This window comes from Pseudomonas sp. A-B-19, assembly GCF_019947515.1.
Classification (GTDB): Bacteria; Pseudomonadota; Gammaproteobacteria; order Pseudomonadales; family Pseudomonadaceae; genus Aquipseudomonas.
Map to the genome: position 1 here is coordinate 69,564 of NZ_JAGYGN010000010.1, position 18,044 is coordinate 87,607.

The 18,044-nt window shown below is 61.5% G+C and carries 14 protein-coding genes; 2 read left to right on the forward strand and 12 right to left on the reverse strand.

Annotation, left to right across the window (positions count from 1 at the left end; genetic code table 11):
- Nucleotides 1–48 precede the first annotated feature (48 nt).
- Nucleotides 49–2,553 (reverse strand): glycerol-3-phosphate 1-O-acyltransferase PlsB, encoded by a 2,505-nt coding sequence (gene plsB / locus KGA81_RS13625; RefSeq protein ID WP_223546644.1) that lies wholly within the window; start codon nt 2,551–2,553, stop codon nt 49–51.
- A 292-nt stretch (nt 2,554–2,845) separates the two neighbouring features.
- On the opposite strand from plsB, the gene KGA81_RS13630 reads away from it, so the two are divergent.
- A complete protein-coding gene (locus KGA81_RS13630) occupies nt 2,846–3,055 on the forward strand; it encodes a cold shock domain-containing protein (RefSeq protein ID WP_007954750.1) in 210 nt (69 codons plus the stop codon).
- A 135-nt stretch (nt 3,056–3,190) separates the two neighbouring features.
- Here the strand turns inward: KGA81_RS13630 and KGA81_RS13635 are convergent, their stop codons facing one another.
- From KGA81_RS13635 to KGA81_RS13650, 4 genes are all read right to left on the reverse strand, one after another.
- The gene (locus KGA81_RS13635) at nt 3,191–3,568 is read right to left on the reverse strand and encodes a hypothetical protein (RefSeq protein WP_223546646.1); all 378 of its coding nucleotides are present in this window, start codon (nt 3,566–3,568) and stop codon (nt 3,191–3,193) included.
- 84 nt (nt 3,569–3,652) lie between these two features.
- A complete protein-coding gene (locus tag KGA81_RS13640; RefSeq protein ID WP_223546648.1) occupies nt 3,653–4,462 on the reverse strand; it encodes a putative RNA methyltransferase in 810 nt (269 codons plus the stop codon).
- Nucleotides 4,462–5,613: a succinyl-diaminopimelate desuccinylase gene (gene dapE, locus KGA81_RS13645; protein ID WP_223546649.1), complete on the reverse strand. Its 1,152-nt coding sequence runs from the start codon at nt 5,611–5,613 to the stop codon at nt 4,462–4,464. The genes KGA81_RS13640 and dapE overlap by 1 nt, the downstream gene beginning before the upstream one ends.
- Nucleotides 5,614–5,808: 195 nt before the next feature.
- Nucleotides 5,809–8,397 (reverse strand): glycosyltransferase, encoded by a 2,589-nt coding sequence (locus KGA81_RS13650; RefSeq protein WP_223546651.1) that lies wholly within the window; start codon nt 8,395–8,397, stop codon nt 5,809–5,811.
- Between the two features lie 209 nt (nt 8,398–8,606).
- Here KGA81_RS13650 and tcdA point away from each other — a divergent pair, with 209 nt between their 5' ends.
- The gene (tcdA, locus tag KGA81_RS13655; protein WP_103394415.1) at nt 8,607–9,425 is read left to right on the forward strand and encodes a tRNA cyclic N6-threonylcarbamoyladenosine(37) synthase TcdA; all 819 of its coding nucleotides are present in this window, start codon (nt 8,607–8,609) and stop codon (nt 9,423–9,425) included.
- Nucleotides 9,426–9,569: 144 nt separating this feature from the next.
- On the opposite strand, the gene KGA81_RS13660 is transcribed toward tcdA, so the two are convergent.
- The 7 genes from KGA81_RS13660 to map all read right to left on the reverse strand — a co-directional run bounded on the left by KGA81_RS13660 (nt 9,570) and on the right by map (nt 17,849).
- A complete protein-coding gene (locus KGA81_RS13660) occupies nt 9,570–9,974 on the reverse strand; it encodes a SufE family protein (protein WP_223546653.1) in 405 nt (134 codons plus the stop codon).
- Complete coding sequence (locus KGA81_RS13665) at nt 9,971–11,176, reverse strand: aminotransferase class V-fold PLP-dependent enzyme (RefSeq protein WP_223546663.1); 1,206 nt, start codon at nt 11,174–11,176, stop codon at nt 9,971–9,973. Before KGA81_RS13665 ends, KGA81_RS13660 begins: the two co-directional genes overlap by 4 nt.
- A gap of 143 nt (nt 11,177–11,319) precedes the next feature.
- Entirely contained in the window at nt 11,320–12,354 is a 1,035-nt protein-coding gene (gene dapD, locus KGA81_RS13670) for a 2,3,4,5-tetrahydropyridine-2,6-dicarboxylate N-succinyltransferase (RefSeq protein WP_223546671.1), read from the reverse strand.
- Nucleotides 12,355–12,386: 32 nt separating this feature from the next.
- Nucleotides 12,387–12,749 carry an ArsC family reductase gene (locus tag KGA81_RS13675; RefSeq protein WP_008052792.1) on the reverse strand — a complete coding sequence of 121 codons (363 nt, stop codon included), beginning with the start codon at nt 12,747–12,749 and terminating at the stop codon, nt 12,387–12,389.
- Nucleotides 12,750–12,956: 207 nt separating this feature from the next.
- Complete coding sequence (gene dapC / locus KGA81_RS13680) at nt 12,957–14,156, reverse strand: succinyldiaminopimelate transaminase (protein WP_223546673.1); 1,200 nt, start codon at nt 14,154–14,156, stop codon at nt 12,957–12,959.
- Nucleotides 14,157–14,322: 166 nt separating this feature from the next.
- A complete protein-coding gene (locus tag KGA81_RS13685) occupies nt 14,323–17,025 on the reverse strand; it encodes a [protein-PII] uridylyltransferase (protein WP_223546675.1) in 2,703 nt (900 codons plus the stop codon).
- A gap of 41 nt (nt 17,026–17,066) precedes the next feature.
- Nucleotides 17,067–17,849 carry a type I methionyl aminopeptidase gene (gene map / locus KGA81_RS13690; RefSeq protein WP_223546677.1) on the reverse strand — a complete coding sequence of 261 codons (783 nt, stop codon included), beginning with the start codon at nt 17,847–17,849 and terminating at the stop codon, nt 17,067–17,069.
- Nucleotides 17,850–18,044: the final 195 nt, after the last annotated feature.

The following is an 18,044-nucleotide window of genomic DNA, read 5'->3' on the forward strand; positions in this document are numbered from 1 at the left end:
AAGATCTCCGTATCGAGGGCACCAGAACCGACTGGCGCCCTGATCAATCTAGACGGTTTCGACCGGCGGTGCGGGTTGATCCGCCGCATCTTCACTACGATGCAACGCCACCTGCCGAATCGACAAGCGAATCTCCGCCGGCAACACCCGCTTGGCCGCGCCTTCGGCCAGTTCACCGAGCAATTCGTGATAGCTCAACTTGCCCGCTTCATCGCGCTTGAGCACGTCGAGGTCAAGCATCGTCTGGATGAAGTGGCGGAACAGGCTCTTGTCGAAGAATTCCGGGGCGTTGAGGCCATGCAGGATCGACAGGCGCTGGGCCATGACCGTGCACAGGTCTTCCAGTTCTTCGGCGCTGATGCTGTTCTGGCCGCTGTTGAGCAGCAGGGACACGGTCATGTAGAAGCGCTGCAGGGTCTGGGCAATGCTTTTCGACAGTAGCGTCAACAGCACGAAGTGCCGTGAGCTTGGCGCCGGGCGCAGGTACACATCGTTCTCGAAGCGCAGCAGGCCTTGCTCGACGAAGGCTTGCAGCCATTGATCGATCACCCCATCCAGTTCGTCCAGCGACCAGCGAATGAACAGCTCCGCTTGCAGGTAGGGATACAACGCGCGGGTGTAGCGCAGGATCTGTTCGCGGCGCATGCGCGAGGCGCTCTGGAAGAAGCTCGCCAGCAGCGCCGGCAGGGCGAAGATGTGCAGCACGTTGTTGCGGTAGTAGGTCATCAGGACGGCGTTCTGCTCGTCCAGATAGAGAATCTTGCCCAATGCATCGCTCTGCTCGGACAGCAGGTCCATGGCCTTCACGTGCTCGATCAGGGCGCGACCATCGCCGTCCGGCAGGGTGGTGTGTGGCGAGTACGGAACCTTGCGCAGCAGTGCCAGATACAGATCCAGCACTCGTGCCATGGCGCGGTCGTCCAGGGCCAGGCGGCTGGTGGACAGCAACGCCAGTGCCACCAGATTGACCGGGTTGATCGCCGCCGCTTCGTTCAGATGCTGTGCAACTTTCTCGCCGAGGCGGTTGGTGGTTTCGTTGAGCCAGGCGGGTCTGAACTGCGGGCCGAGGTCCTGTTGGCGCCAGTCCGGCTGTTCGCCGTCGAGGAACTGCGCCAGCTTGATCGGCTCGCCGAAGTTCACCGCTACCTGGCCGAAGCGCTGCTTGAGTGCGCCAATGACTTTGAAAATATCGAAGATCGATTCTTTTTTCTTGGCCGCACCGCGCAACTCGCCGAGGTAGGTCCGGCCTTCCAGCACGCGCTCGTAGCCGATGTACACCGGCACGAACACGATCGGCATGCGCGATGAACGCAGAAAACTGCGCAGGGTGATCGCCAGCATCCCGGTCTTGGGTTGCAGCATGCGCCCGGTGCGCGAACGGCCGCCCTCGACGAAGTACTCCACCGGGAAGCCCTTGGTGAACAGGGTGTGCAGGTATTCGTTGAACACCGAGGTGTACAGCGGATTGCCCTTGAACGTGCGGCGCATGAAGAAGGCACCGCCGCGACGCAGCAGGCCGCCGATCACCGGCATGTTCAGGTTGATGCCGGCGGCGACGTGCGGCGGGGTCAGGCCGTTGCGAAACAGCAGGTAGGACAGCAGCAGGTAGTCGATGTGGCTACGGTGGCACGGCACGTAGATCACTTCGTGACCCTGGGCGACCTTCTGCACGCCTTCGATGTGGTTGACCTTGATGCCGTCGTAGATCTTGTTCCAGAACCAGCTCAGTACCACTTCCATGAAACGGATCGCCGTGTAGGTGTAGTCCGAGGCGATTTCGTTGCCGTAGCGCAGGGCTTGAGCTTTGGCTTTCTCCGGCGAGATGTTCTCGCGTTCGGCTTCATCGAGGATCGCTTGTTTGACCTGTGGCTGGTTCAGCAGACCTTTGACCAGATTGCGGCGGTGGGAGATGTCCGGGCCGATCACTGCGGCCTTCAGGTTGCGAAAGTGCACCCGCAGGATGCGCTGGGCCATGCGCACGGTGCGCTCGTGGCCCTTGTCGTGCTCGATCAGTTCGCGCAGGCGGATCGGCGCGGAGAACTGCACGCGGGTCTTGCGTCCCAGCACGATGACGCTCAGCAAGCGACGCAGGCGCCCGGTAACGGCCCAGCTGTCGGCGAACAGGAGTTTCCACGGGCTGTTTTCGCTGTCCGGCGACTGGCCCCAGAACACGCTGACCGGGATGATCTGCGCATCTTCGGCGGCGTTCTGGCTCAGGGCGCTGACCAGACGGGTCAGGGTCGGCGGCGCGCCGCGCTTGTCCTGGCGGCCGAGCCAGTCCGGGTCCGGCGTGAGGTAGAAGAACGCGGCGGGTTCCAGCAGATTGCCCACCGATACCGGCAGCACCGGGCGTGGCAGGCCGGCCTTGCTGCACTCGGTGTCGACCACGGCGAGGTCGGTCAGCGAAGGGTTTTGCAGGACGTAGAACACCGGACGACTGCGGTCGAGGTTAAGGGTGAACGACGACTGGTTGATCGTCTCGGAGCGAACCCAGAGATACAACAGTCGGCGCAGGGTGCCAAACACAAGACGGCGAAACGGGGAGCGGGTCATACGGCTTCTGCGTGAGTGAATAAAACCGAGCGTTTGTTCGGGAGGTCGTAGGGGGCCTTCTCAATTAGTTTCCGCGCGGCGCGGAAACTAATTGAGAAGGCCCCCTAGTGTGCCGGATTCGTCGAAAATCGGCAAAAAAGCGCGGAAGTAAACTCCTGTTGAGAGTTTTAACGTCTGTCATATACTCGGCGTTCTGTCGCCGTTGCCCTCATGGGACCGGTATGCGCAGGCTGACGTTCCCGAGGCTTTCCTGCGAAAAGCCCGATCAATAATAAAAAGGGAGTATGAACAAATGGCAACACGCGAAACCGGCAACGTGAAGTGGTTCAACGACGCCAAGGGCTACGGCTTCATTCAGCGCGAGGACGGGGTGGACGTGTTCGTGCACTACCGCGCGATTCGTGGCGAAGGCCACCGTTCGCTCACCGAAGGCCAGCAGGTCGAGTATGCGGTGGTGGAAGGGCAGAAGGGGTTGCAGGCCGAGGATGTTGTAGGTCTGTAACCAAAATCTTCAGAGCACCCCAAAACACTGTGGGAGCTAGCTTGCTCGCGATGAGGACCTTTCAGTCAACGTAGATGTTGAATGTAAGTCCGTTATCGCGAGCAAGCTCGCTCCTACAGGGGCGGTGTGCAGGTTTTACGCGGTTTTCCAGGTGATCTCCTCTTCACCATCGGCGCTGATGCGAATCCAGCGGTCCGCCGTCTCCTCGCCTTCCTCCTCGACCCAGCTACCCGGTGCGCAACGCACTTCGACGTTCAGCGCGGCAAACGCGGCGCGGGCGCAGGCGATGTCGTCGTCCCAAGGGGTCTGGTCGCTTTCCAGGTACAGGCTGTTCCATTTACCGACGGCTTTTGGCAGCCAGGTCACCGGTACGTTGCCGGCCTTGCACTTGTAGGTCTGGCCCTTCTGGACCCAATCCGTGCACGGACCCAATGCCGCACCGAGCCAGGCGGCGATGGCCTTGTGGTCGACGTCGGCGTCTTTCAGGTAAATCTCGATATCGGGTTGGCGCATGGATGTCCTCACTGCGGGTCTGAAAAATCCATTCGCGGATTTAGCCGGTCTTGAGCCATTGCTCCAGACCAAAAATGTTTGAAGTTATTGAAGTACGAAATAATCGTAGCGCATCGATACGGTGACCTCGAACGGTTCCGCCTGTTCGATGACCGCTGCCCGGCGTTCGGCACTGGCACGCCAGCCGTGGGGTGTCATGGCCAACAGATTGGCGCGGTCCTGACCATTGACCAGCGTCAGTTTGAACTCCAGGGTTTCACTGTGGGCCAGCGCCATGCCTTCCGGCACCAGGTCCAGATGCTTGTCGTCAATGTACTCACGGACTTCGTCGTACAACCGTTCACGCAGTTCCATCAGGTGGCCGCTGGTCGGCCCGACTTTCATCAGGCCGCCGCCGACGCTGAGCAGGCGTTTGGCTTCCTCCCAGTCCAGCGGGCTGAAGACGCTGGCCAGGAACTGGCAACTGCCCGATGCCAGCGGCACGCGGGCCATGCTGGCGATCAACCAGGTTAGCCCGGGATTGCGTTTGCAGGCACGTTTGACCGCTTCCCGGGAGATGTCCAGGGCATAACCTTCGGCATCAGGCAGGGCCTCGGCGATTTGTGCGGTGTAGTAGCCCTCGCCACAACCGATGTCCACCCAGCGCTGTGGCGCGTAATCGGCAGCCAGTTGCGCCAGGCGCTTGGCCACCGGCGCGTAATGGCCGGCATTGAGGAAGTCGCGGCGGGCTTCGACCATCGCCTGATTATCCCCAGGGTCGCGGCTGTTTTTGTGCTGCACCGGCAACAGGTTCAAGTAACCCTGGCGCGCACGGTCGAAACGATGCCCGGCGGGGCAGGCCACGCCGTTGTCCACCGCGTTCAGCGGTTCACTGCAGATCGGACACGCAAGCATCAGGCGAGCAACTTGATCAGAGTCTGGTAGTAGATTTCGGTCAGCACGTCGAGATCCGCTGCCAGCACGCGCTCGTTGACCTGGTGGATGGTCGCGTTGACCGGGCCCAGTTCAACCACTTGGGTGCCCATGGTCGCGATGAAGCGCCCGTCTGAGGTGCCACCGCTGGTGGAGGCTTTTGTTTCGCGACCGGTGATGTCCTTGATGCTCGACGACACCGCGTCCAGCAGCGCGCCCGGCTCGGTGAGGAACGGCAGGCCGGACAGGGCCCAGTCGACGTGCCAGTCCAGGCCATGCTTGTCGAGGATGTCGGCGACGCGCTTTTGCAGGCCTTCGACGGTGGACTCGGTGGAGAAGCGGAAGTTGAACACCGCCACCAGGTCACCGGGGATCACGTTGGTCGCACCGGTGCCGGAGTTGACGTTGGAGATCTGGAAACTGGTCGGCGGGAAGAAATCGTTGCCGTGGTCCCAATGCTCGGCGGCAAGTTCCGCCAGGGCCGGGGCGGCGAGGTGGATCGGGTTCTTCGCCAGGTGCGGATAGGCCACGTGGCCTTGCACGCCGCGCACGGTCAGCTTGGCGCCGAGGGAGCCGCGACGGCCGTTCTTGACCACGTCACCCACCAGGGTGGTGCTCGATGGCTCGCCGACGATGCACCAGTCCAGACGTTCCTTGCGCGCGGCGAGGCGTTCGACCACGGCCTTGGTGCCGTGGTGCGCCGGGCCTTCTTCATCACTGGTGATCAGGAACGCGACTTTGCCCTTGTGATTCGGGTAGTCGGCGACAAAACGCTCGGACGCGACGGTCATGGCGGCAAGGCTGCCTTTCATGTCGGCGGCGCCACGGCCGCAGAGCATGCCGTGTTCGTCGATCAGCGCATTGAACGGTTCGATTTGCCAGGCAGACACCGGACCGGTCGGGACCACGTCGGTGTGGCCGGCGAAGCACAGCACCGGACCGTCGTCCTGGCCGTGGGTGGCCCAGAAGTTATCCACATCTTCGATGCGCATCGGTTCCAGGGTGAAACCGGCATCGCCCAGGCGCTGCATCATCTGCTTCTGGCAATCGGCGTCGATCGGCGTCACGGACGGACGGCGGATCAGGTCGATGGCGAGTTGAAGGGTCGGCGAAAGGTCGGCGTGGGCCGTCATGGAAAACTCCGATGTGTGCAGCACGATAAACCTGTAGGAGCTGCCGAAGGCTGCGATCTTTTGATCCTGATTCTGAAAATCAAAAGATCGCAGCCTTCGGCAGCTCCTACCGAGTGTGTTGGCATTGAAAAGGGCGATCATTCTAAAGCAAAACGGCGACCCGAAGGTCGCCGTTTGACGTTATCTAATAACGGATTACGCTGTTGCAGGTTCTGGTTCAACCACCGGTTTGGGCAGCGACGACAGGAACGCCATGATCAGCGCCGCGACGTACGGTAGCGACTGCACCAGCAGCATGGTGACCCAGAAGCGCATGTCATTGCTCGGCAGGCCCTGGACCAGGAAGATCCCCAAGGCCGCGCCCCACAACAACAGCATGATGAACATCTCTTCCCGGGCTTCCGAAATCGCCACCCAGAAGCCGTGGTTGTCGGCGTTTTTCGGGGTGCGGAAGAACGGTATGCTGCTGGTGAAGAAGCCGTACAGCACCGCTTTGGCGATGGTATGGGACAACGCCAGGCCGGCCAGCGCCGCGCAGAAGGCATCCTTCAAGTTGACCCCGACCGCACGGCGGTAGAGGAAGATGATCTTGGCGACCTTGAACACGAACAGCGCCAATGGCGGGATCGCGAAAATCAGCAGCGGTGGATCGACCCGTTGCGGCACGATGATCATCGCCGCCGACCACAACAGCGCGCCAACGGTGAAGAAGATGTTCATGCCGTCCGCCACCCACGGCAACCAGCCCGCGAGGAAGTGATAGCGCTGGCCGCGGGTCAGCTCTGTGTCCTTGCCGCGCAGCAGGCTGGCGGTGTGGCGCTTGATGATCTGAATCGCTCCGTAAGCCCAGCGGAAACGCTGCTTCTTGAAGTCGATGAAGGTATCGGGCATCAGGCCTTTGCCGTAGCTGGTGTGGTAATACGCCGCCGACAGGCCTTTCTCGAATACTCGCAGGCCCAGTTCGGCGTCTTCACAGATGCACCAGTCGGCCCAACCCAACTCTTCGAGCACCGAGCGACGGGTCATGGTCATGGTGCCGTGCTGGATGATCGCGTCACGGTCATTGCGGGTGACCATGCCGATGTGGAAGAAGCCTTTGTATTCCGCGTAGCAGAGCTTCTTGAAGGTGCTTTCGTTCTGGTCGCGGTAATCCTGCGGCGACTGCACCACGGCGATTTTCGGGTCGGCGAAGTGCGGCACCATGTGCTTGAGCCAGTTGCGGTCGACGCAGTAGTCCGAGTCGATCACGGCAATGACTTCGGCATCCTTGGCGGTGTGCGGGATCAGGTAGTTCAGCGCGCCGCCCTTGAAGCCGGCCAGCGGTGCCACGTGGAAGAACTTGAAGCGTGGGCCGAGGGTTGCGCAGTAATCGCGCACCGGTTCCCAGACCGCCGGGTCCTTGGTGTTGTTGTCGATGATCAGGACTTCGAAGTCCGGATAGTCGAGGTTGGCCAGGGCATTGAGGGTCTGTTTGACCATCTCCGGCGGCTCGTTGTAGCAGGGCACGTGGATCGAGACTTTCGGTCGGTAATCCGAATCGCCTACCACGGGCAGGAATTCACGCCGGCGTTTGTGGGTCCAGACGGTCTCGGCCAGTTCGTGGGCTTCGGTCAGCAACACGATAAACACCCCGAGCGCACCGAGGGCGAGCAAGAAACCAACGGTCAGGCTGAACCAGGTGCTGTATTGCTGGCTGTAGTCGTAACCGATCCACACCAGTGCCGAACCACCGAGGAACGCGGTGAAGGTCAGGAAGGTCCGGCCGCGTTGACGCAGGGCCGAGCCGTCGATCATCAGCAGGGTCAGCGACAACAGCGCCAATACCACCGAACCAATGGCCAACACGCGCCATTGCGGAATCGCCACCACCGGGCCTTCGAAGTTGAACTTCTGCTGGCGCGCGGCGTTGAACACGCCCCAATAGGCGCCGACGGAACCTTCGTCGCTGGCTTTCCACGGCTGGTCAAACGCTTCGATCACGAAGTAGTTAAAGCCCTGGCGGTTGAGTTTGTTGACCAGGGTTCGCAGGTAGATCGCCTGGTCTGCCGGCGACGCATCGGCGCCACCGCGCATGCGGCCGTTGCTCGGCCAGCCCACTTCGGACAGCAGCAGTGGCTTTTTCGGGAACATCTTTTTCAGGTCGCGGGCGCGGTCGAGGACGAACTGCCCGGCCTTGTCCATCGGGATGAATTCCCAGTAAGGCAGGATGTGCGCGGCGATCAGGTCGACGTGTTTGGCCAGTTCCGGGTGTTCTTCCCACACGTGCCACTGTTCGGACGTGGTTACCGGCACCTTCACGGCGGCACGCACGCGATCGAGCATGACGCTGAGTTCGGCGGCGGTGATTTCCTTGCGGAAAATCGCTTCGTTGCCGACCACCACGCGAACCACGCTGCGCGAGGCGTTGGCGATTTCAATGGCGCGGGTGATTTCCCGTTCGTTGCGTTCCTGGTCCGGGCTGATCCAGATCCCCAGGGTCACCCGCAGGCCGAACTCTTCCGCCAGTTTCGGGATGTCTTGCAGGGTGCCATCGACCGAGTAGATGCGGATGTTGTCCGTCAGCTTGCTCATGATCTCCAGGTCGCGACGCATTTGATCGTCGGTCGGGTACTGGTCTTTCTGCGGGAACTGGCCCTGCTGGAATGGCGAGTAGGAGAAGCCGGAGATCTGTTCTGGCCAGTTGGGGGCGGTGACCGGGCGGTTGATCAGCGCCCAGAAGCCGGTAAACAAGGCAGCGATGGCGAGCACCACGACCAGGTTGAGTCCAAATTTACGCGATGACATAGCTATTTCGGGTTCCAAAGACTGTGGAACGAAGGAACGGTTGGCGGTCGCCAAGGGGCGCGCATCCTACACCGGGCATTCTCTGGTCGTACAGCGGACAGGGAATTGCCGGACATTGGGCAATCTGGTTTCGCTAAAGTTCTTTCGCTTTTTCCTATAACTGATTTTGTCTCCAACTCGCCATATAATGCCCGCCGGTTTTTGGGGTAATGGTCATGAGTACAGAAGATCCGCGGTTTGCCGGCATCGCCCGTTTGTATGGCATCGAAGGCCTTGAGCGCCTGCGCGCGGCCCATGTGGCGATCGTCGGTGTCGGTGGCGTCGGTTCCTGGGCGGCGGAAGCCATGGCCCGTTGTGGCGTGGGCGAGATTTCGCTGTTTGACCTGGATGACGTCTGCGTCAGCAATGCCAACCGTCAGTTGCACGCGCTGGACAGCACGGTGGGCAAGCCCAAGGTCGAGGTGATGGCCGAGCGTCTGCGCGGGATCAACCCGGACTGCACGGTGCACGCGGTGCCTGACTTCGTTACCCGCGACACCATGGCCGAGTACATCACGCCGAACATCGACTGCGTGATCGACTGCATCGACAGCGTCAACGCCAAGGCCGCGCTGATCGCCTGGTGCAAGCGCCGCAAGATCCAGATCATCACCACCGGTGGCGCGGGCGGGCAGATTGACCCGACGCTGATCCAGGTCTGCGACCTCAATCGCACGTTCAATGATCCGCTGGCCTCGAAAGTGCGTTCGACACTGCGCCGCGACTACGGCTTTTCACGCACCGTGACCCGCCATTACAGCGTGCCGTGCGTGTTTTCCACCGAGCAACTGCGTTACCCGAAACCGGATGGCAGCATTTGCCTGCAGAAAAGTTTTGTCGGTGATGGCGTGAAGCTCGACTGCGCTGGCGGGTTTGGCGCAGTGATGATGGTGACGGCGACGTTCGGCATGGTTGCGGCGACCAAGGCCGTGGACAAGATTGTCGCGGGTGTGCGGCGGCCGGCGGAGCGGGTCAAGCCTGAGGCCTGATCGGTATGGCTGATGGCCTCTTCGTCGGAACGCCGCCCGGGGCAAGCCCGCTCCCACAGGAGTGAGTGTCGGATGCAAAATCCGGATTCACCGCCAATCCCTGTGGGAGCGAGCTTGCTCGCGATGGGCTGCGAAGCAGCCCCTTTATTGAGCCAACTCATTCATCCGCTGAAGCACCGCATTCAAACCATTACTGCGCGACTCGGACAACTGCCGCCCCAGTCCCAACTGATTGAACCAGTCCGGCAAATCCACCTGCTGCAACTCCGCCGCCGACAACCCGTTGACCCGCGCCAGCAACAACGCCACCAATCCGCGAATCAACCGGGCGTCGCTGTTGGCGCTGAACTGCCAATGGTCATCGCGTAATTCACCCACCAGCCACACCTGGCTTTCACAGCCATGCACCCGGTTGGCATCGCACATCTGCGCATCACTCAACGCCGGCAGGCGCTCGCCCCATTGCATCAGCAGGCGTGCGCGCTGTTCCCAGCCGGCCGCTTGCTGAAAGGTCTCGAGTGCCGTCGCGGCATCGGCAGGCAGGTTCATCGCAATAGCGCCAGCGCCTGATCCAGGGCTTCAAAGAACCGCTCCAGGTCTTCGGAATCGTTGTACAGCGCCAATGACACCCGAATCGCTCCGGCCAGTTCAAAGCGTTTAAGCAGCGGCATGGCGCAGTGATGGCCGGCACGCACCGCGATGCCTTGTTCGGTCAGCAGATGCGCGAGATCGGAGTTATGCACACCCTCGACGGTAAAACTGGCCAGCGCCACTTGCGGTTTGCCCAGCAGGCGGATGCCGTGGCGTGCCTCCAGGCCCTTGAGCAGACAGGCATGCAACGCCGCTTCATGGGCGGACACGACGTCCTGATCGAGCCCTCCGAGATAATCCAGGGTAGCTCCCAGGCCGATCACACTGGCAATCGGCGGCGTCCCGGCCTCGAAACCCAGCGGTGCCGGGCGAAAGCGTGCGTCGTGATAATTGGCGTCCAGCACCATTTCGCCACCGAACTGCCAGGGGCGCAGCTGCTGCAGCGCTGTATTGCGCCCGAACAGCACGCCCAGGCCATCGGGGCCGTAGAGCTTGTGGCTGGAGCAGACATAAAAGTCGCAGCCCAGCGCTTGCACGTCGTGGCGGCCATGGACCACGCCCTGGGCACCGTCGATCACGGTCAGGGCATTGTGCGCCTTGGCCAGTGCCAGCAATGGAGGTAGCGGTTGCCACGCGCCGATCACGTTGGACAGTTGACTGACGGCCAACAGACGCGTGCGTGGACCGATCAAGCCGGCGGCGGCTTCGAGGTCGATCACGCCATCGGCATCCAGCGGCAGGATCAGCAGTTTCAGGTCGCGACGGTGCGCCAGTTGCTGCCACGGCAACAGGTTGGCGTGGTGTTCCAGGGCGCTGATGACAATCTCGTCGCCCGGATTGAAAAGATGTTCCAGGCCGTAGGCCAGGAGATTCAGCGCGGACGTCGCGCCGTGGGTAAAAATGATCTGCCCGCAATCGCCAGTATTAAGCCATTGCGCGACTTTGCGGCGGCTGTCCTCGAACGCCTGGGTGGCGTGGGCGCCGGGCAAATGCTGCGCCCGATGCACGTTGGCCGCACCGTTGGCGTAGTAATGCGCCAGGGCATCGAGCAGGGCTTGAGGTTTTTGCGTGGTGGCGGCGTTGTCCAGATAGGTCTGGCCTTGCCGTTTCAGGGCGGCGATGGCCGGAAAATCGGCACGCCAGGGAGAGAGAATCATCATGTTATCGGGCCCATGCGCCTGACACTGTAGGAGCGAGCTTGCTCGCGAAGAATGCATGGACAACGCGTGCTGTCTGGTGCCGCGCGTTATCGTTGACGTCCATCGCGAGCAAGCTCGCTCCTACACAGGTGCTCGTGTAACGCTTAGTTGTGAGCGTGCAGCGCTTCGTTCAGTTCGATGGCCGACTTGTGGGTTTTGCATTCCACGGCACCGGTTTGCGAATTGCGACGGAACAGCAGGTCGGTCTGGCCGGCCAGTTCACGGGCCTTGACCACTTTGACCAGTTGATTGTTTTCGTCCAGCAGCGCGACTTTGGTGCCGGCGGTCAGGTACAGGCCCGACTCGACGGTGTTGCGGTCGCCCAACGGGATACCGATACCGGCGTTGGCGCCGATCAGGCAGCCTTCGCCGACCTTGATCACGATGTTGCCGCCGCCCGACAGGGTGCCCATGGTCGAGCAGCCGCCGCCCAGGTCCGAACCCTTGCCGACGAATACGCCAGCGGATACGCGGCCTTCAATCATGCCCGGGCCTTCGGTGCCGGCATTGAAGTTGATGAAACCTTCGTGCATCACGGTGGTGCCTTCGCCCACGTAAGCGCCCAGGCGCAGGCGCGCAGCGTCAGCGATACGCACGCCGGCCGGAACCACGTAGTCGGTCATTTTCGGGAACTTGTCCACCGAGAACACTTCCAGCAGCTCGCCGCGCAGACGGGCTTCGAGTTGCAGTTCGGCCAGTTCGCTCAGGTCGACCGCGCCCTGGCTGGTCCAGGCCACGTTTGGCAGCAACGGGAAGATCCCGGCCAGGTTCAGGCCGTGTGGCTTGACCAGGCGATGGCTCAGCAGGTGCAGCTTGAGGTAAGCCTCCGGGGTGGACGACAGCTGGGTGTCTTCGGCCAGCAGGGTGGCGACCAGCGGCTTGTGGCTCTCGGCCAGGCGGGTCAGCAGGGCAGCCTGGGCCGCGTCGACGCTTTTCAGCGCTTCAGCCAGTTGCGAGGCCTGGGCGGTGCTGAACGCGATGGCCTGATTGCCTTCGGTGTAGCCCAGGACCGGTGCGATAGCGGCCAGGACTTCAGCCGATGGCTTGAGCACCGGGGCGGCGTAGAACACTTCCAGCCATGCGCCTTGACGGTTTTGAGTGCCGACGCCGAAGGCCAGGCTGAACAGGGTAGTAGACATGTGTATACCTCTAACAAAATTGATCGGGCTGCTTACTTGAGCGCGGCCGCGTAGATATCTGGCTTGAAGCCAATCAGGGTTCGGTCACCGAGATCGAGCACCGGGCGCTTGATCATCGAGGGCTGTGCGAGCATCAGTTCGATGGCTTTCGTCTGGTCGAGATCGGCTTTGCGTTCGTCGTCGAGCTTGCGAAAGGTCGTGCCTGCACGGTTCAACACCACTTCCCAGCCGTGCTCGTTGCACCATTGGGTCAGGTGTTCACGGTCGATACCGACCGCCTTGTAATCATGAAAGTCATAGCTGACAGCGTGTTCATCGAGCCAGGTGCGCGCCTTTTTCATGGTGTCGCAGGCTTTGATGCCGAAAAGGTGCAACGTTTTGCTTGAAACGGTCAAGGAATCGCCCCCTTTACAGGTGCTGGAAATAAATGGTCTGGGATTATGCCATGGACGGACGGTTTCGCGGCGGCTGGAGTTGTACAGCCTCAGTCGTCATCAGCAGATTGGCGATGACGTGTTGCATGAGGTGTTGGGGGGAACTGGATTTGAGTGAAGCCAAACCCGGCCAGGTGAAGTAACACCTGGCCCTGAGCGGCGGCGGGGTTATTTGCGGCGCTGGATGAACGCGCGAATGCGCTCTGCAGCTTCGACACACTCGGCAAGCGGCGCAACCAGTGCCATGCGTACACGCCCGGCACCCGGGTTGACGCCATCCACATCCCGCGACAAGTAAGAGCCCGGCACCACGGTCACGTGCTCCTGCTCGAACAGGTCACGGCAGAAGGCGGCGTCGTCACCGGCTACATTCGGCCACAGGTAGAAGCTGCCATCTGGCCGCTGTACGTCCATAACCGGGCTGAGGATCTCCAGCACCGCATCGAACTTCTCGCGATACAGCGCACGGTTGGCGCGCACATGCACCTCGTCATTCCACGCGGCAACGCTGGCCAGTTGTGTTTGAACCGGCATTGCGCAGCCGTGGTAGGTGCGATAGAGCAAAAAGCCCTTGAGGATGTCGGCGTCACCGGCGACAAAGCCCGAACGCAACCCCGGCAGGTTCGAACGCTTGGACAGGCTGTGGAATACCACACAACGCTTGAAGTCCTTGCGACCCAGTTCTGCGCAAGCGCTGAGCAGGCCGGGTGGCGGGGTTTGTTCGTCGAAGTACAGCTCGCTGTAGCACTCATCGGCGGCAATCACGAAGTCGTGTTCGTCGGCCAGGGCGATCAGCTTTTTCAGGGTTTGCACCGGAATCAAGGCGCCGGTCGGGTTGCCTGGCGAGCACAGGAACAGGATCTGGCAGCGTTTCCAGATGTCTGGCGACACGGCGTCGAAATCCGGGTTGAAGCCGTTTTCGTCCAGGCACGGCAGGTAATGCGGCTTGGCCCCGGCGAGGAACGCCGCGCCTTCGTAGATCTGGTAGAACGGGTTCGGGCTGACCACCAGCGCGTCATCGCCACGGTTGACCACGGTCTGGGTGAAGGCGAACAGCGCTTCGCGGGTGCCGTTGACTGGCAGTACGTTGCGCGCCGGGTCGATCCAGCCTTTGGGGACATCGAAGCGACGTTCGCACCATGCCGCGATGGCTTCGCGCAGCTCCGGGATACCGAGGGTGGTCGGGTACACGGCCATTTTTTCCAGATTGCTGGCCAGGGCCTCGGCGACAAAGCTTGGCGAGCGGTGTTTCGGCTCGCCGATGGACAGCGCGATCGGGCGCTTGTCCGGGTTCGGCGTCACGCTGCCAAGCAGGGCGCGGAGTTTCTCGAACGGGTAGGGCTGGAGCTGGGACAAAGCGTTGTTCATCGATAGATCTCGTTCGGTGTGGGAACGGGCAAACCCTGTTTCCTGTAGGAGCTGGCTTGCCAGCGATGGTCGTCAACGATAACGCGTGCTTACCGGGTAAACGTGGCGCTTTTGATTCCTTCGCTGGCAAGCCAGCTCCTACAAAGGGCGGGCTCGCGTTGTTGGTTCAGATGCTGATGCGCGACAGTTTGATATCGGGTTCCTGGTTGACGCTCAGTTGCTCGACGATCGCATCCTGCAGGCGGCTGCACAGTAGCGGGTCGGACAGTGGCTGGTTGTTGGCGTCGGTAATGAAAAACACGTCTTCCACGCGCTCGCCGAGGGTGGCGATCTTGGCGTTTTGCAGCGACAGATCGAACTCCAGGAAAATCGTGCCGACCCGCGCCAGCAGGCCCGGGCGGTCGGGCGCCGTGAGCTCCAGTACCGTCACCTGGCGCTGGGCGTCGTTGTGGATCGTCACCTGCGGCGCAAAGGCGAAATGCTTGAGCTGACGCGGAACCCGGCGCTGGATGATGGTCGGGTAGTCGTCCGGGTTGCGCAGGGCTTCGGTCAGGCCGTCACGGATTTGCTTGATCCGCGCCGGGTTATCGCCGATCGAGTCGCCGTCGGCGTCGAGCACGATGTAGGTGTCGAGGGTGAACTGGCTACTGGAGGTGATGATCCGGGCGTCGTGAATGTTCAGGTTGAGCTGGTCCATCGCCGCCACGGTCACGGCAAAGAAGTCGTGCTGGTCGGGGGCATAGATGAAGATTTGCGTGCCACCTTCAAATTCGCGCTGGGTGGTTTCCTTGATCAGCACCAGTGGCCCGCCGTCGGCCGGTTGCTGGAGGATCGCGTCGCTGTGCCAGGCCACGTCGCCGGCGGTGTGGCGCAGGAAATAGTCATCACCCAACTGCGCCCACAGTTGCTCGACATCGTCCGGGTCGGTGCCGCCGCGCACCAGGATATCCAGGGCGGCGCTCTGGGTCTGGCGGATCTGCTCTTCGCGGTCCACCGGGTTCTCCAGGCCGCGACGCAGGGCGCGCTTGGTTTCGGTGTAGAGCTGACGCAACAGGCTGGCGCGCCAGGAGTTCCACAGGGTCGGGTTGGTGGCGTTGATGTCGGCGACGGTCAGCACATACAGATAGTTGAGGCGGGTTTCGTCGCCGACGATCTGTGCGAAATCGTGGATCACCTGAGGGTCGGACAAGTCCTTGCGCTGAGCGGTGGTCGACATCACCAGGTGGTTTTGCACCAGCCACACGATCAGGCGACTGTCCCACACTGGCAGATGGTGGCGCTGGCAAAAAGCCTCGGCATCCACGGCGCCGATGTCCGAGTGATCGCCATGTCGGCCTTTGCCGATGTCGTGGTACAGGCCGGCCATGTAGATCAGCTCGGGTTTGGGCAGCTTGCCCATGAGCTTGCTGGCCAGCGGGAATTTTTCCGACACCTGGGTGTACTGCAACTTACGCAGGTGCTTGATCAGGTTCAGGGTGTGCGCGTCGACCGTGTAGATGTGGAACAGGTCATGTTGCATCTGCCCGACGATAAAGCCGAATTCGGGCAGATAGCGCCCAAGGATGCCGTAGCGGTTCATCCGCCGCAGGTTGCGGTGGATGCCGATCTTGCACTTGAACAGCTCGATAAACAGGCTGGTGTTGCGAATATCGTTGCGGAAGTCGTCGTCGATCAGGTGACGGTTTTCCCGCAGCAGACGAATGGTGTCGGCGCGCACGCCCTTGATTTCCGGCTGCTGGGCCATCAGCACGAAAATCTCGAGCATGGCGAACGGCGTGCGGCGGAAGACGTTGTCGTTGCGTGCTTCGATATAGCCGTCATGCAGCTGGAAGCGCGAGTTGATCGGCTGTGGTGGCGCCTGGTCTTGCGGTGCGAGGATGACTTCCTCGAAGTGCTGGATGATCAGGTCGCTTAGCTGGGCGATGCTCATCACCACCCGGTAATACTGCTGCATGAAATTTTCGATGGCTTGCTTGGCGTCGTCGCCTTTGAAGCCGAGCAGCCCGGCAATGGTGCGCTGGTGATCGAACAGCAGGCGGTCCTCGGCGCGACCGGCGAGCATGTGCAGGGCGTAGCGAACCTTCCACAGGAACTCCTGGGAAGAGGCGAGCAGGGCGTTTTCGCTTTCCACCAGAAAACCTTCGCCGGCCAGTGCTCGCAGGTTCAGGGTGCCGTACTCGCGACGGGCCACCCACAGGATCGTCTGGATATCCCGCAGGCCGCCGGGGGAGCCTTTGACATTGGGTTCCAGGTTGTATTCGGTGTCGTTGTACTTGTGGTGGCGGGCCTTCTGTTCGGCGCGCTTGGCCAGGAAGAAGTCTTTGCTCGGCCACATGTGCGCGGTGCTGGTGACGTCCAGCATGCGCTGGCGCAAATGCTCGGGGCCGGCGATGGTGCGGCTTTCCATCAGGTTGGTGACGACCGTCAGATCGGCGCGGGCCTCGACGGCGCACTCCTCGATCGAGCGAACGCTTTGACCGACCTCCAGGCCGATGTCCCACAACAGCGTCAGAAAACGCTCGATGGAATCGCGGAAAACTTCATGGTCGGCGCTGTCCAGCAGGATCAGCAAATCGATATCGGAGTAAGGATGCAATTCACCACGGCCGTAACCGCCAACCGCGACCAGCGCGATGTCGGCGTCCTCGCTCCAGTTGAACTGCTCCCAGGCCTTTTGCAGGATGTTGTCGACGAACCAGGCGCGATCCTCGATCAGCCGGCGAATGTCCCGGCCGCTGCGAAAGCGCGCGTCAAGCACCTCGCGGGCCTGGCGGATCGCCTTCTTGAAGGCCGCGATCGGGCTTGCCTTCAGGGCCAGTTCGGCCTGGAACTGGCCACGGTCGAAGAGTTCGGGATCCACCTGCGGCATCGATTGGCTTTCCTTTCTATAGGCGATGTACGGTAACGGGATCAGGGCGAAACGCGAGGGATGGTGTCATCGCTGCGCAGGGTGAAGATCTCGTAACCGGTGTCGGTCACCAGCAGGGTGTGCTCCCATTGTGCCGAGAGCTTGCGGTCCTTGGTGATCGCGGTCCAGCCGTCGCCCAGTACCTTGGTGTCGGCACGGCCCTGGTTGATCATCGGCTCGATGGTGAAGGTCATGCCGGCCTTGAGTTCCATGCCGGTGCCAGCGCGGCCGTAGTGCAGGATCTGCGGCTCTTCGTGGAACACCTTGCCGATACCGTGCCCGCAGAATTCGCGAACCACCGAGAAACCGTTCTTTTCAGCATGCTTCTGGATGATTTCGCCGATGTCGCCCAGGCGGCAGCCGGGTTTGACGATTTCAATCGCCTTGTACATGCATTCCTGGGTCACCTTGGACAAGCGCTCGGCCCAGACCGGCACGTTGCCGACGTGGAACATGCGGCTGGTGTCGCCGTGGTAGCCGTCCTTGATGACGGTGACGTCGATGTTCAGGGTGTCGCCATCTTTGAGCGGCTTGTCGTTCGGGATGCCGTGGCAGACTACGTGGTTGATCGACGTGCAGATCGACTTCGGATAGCCCTTGTAGTTGAGCGGGGCAGGGATGGCCTTCTGCTCATTGACGATGTAGTCGTGGCAGATCTGGTTCAGTTGATCGGTGGTAACGCCCGGCTTGACATATTCGGCAATCATTTCCAGCACGTCGGCGGCCAGTTTGCCGGCGATACGCATTTTGGCAATATCCTCGGGGGTTTTGAGGGTGACGGTCATACAGGCTCTCTCTGCGCCAGGCGGCGCTTTCTAAACGGAAAGGGCATTGCGCGATCGATCTTCGCAGCCCTGAAAATGCGATTCTACCAGACGATCAGTGCAAATCTGCGCCTGTGTGCATCGCTTCTCTCTATAGGATGGTGCATTCTTGGCGGATTCCAAGGGGGTGGAGCCAGGCGCCCGCCAGGATTTCAG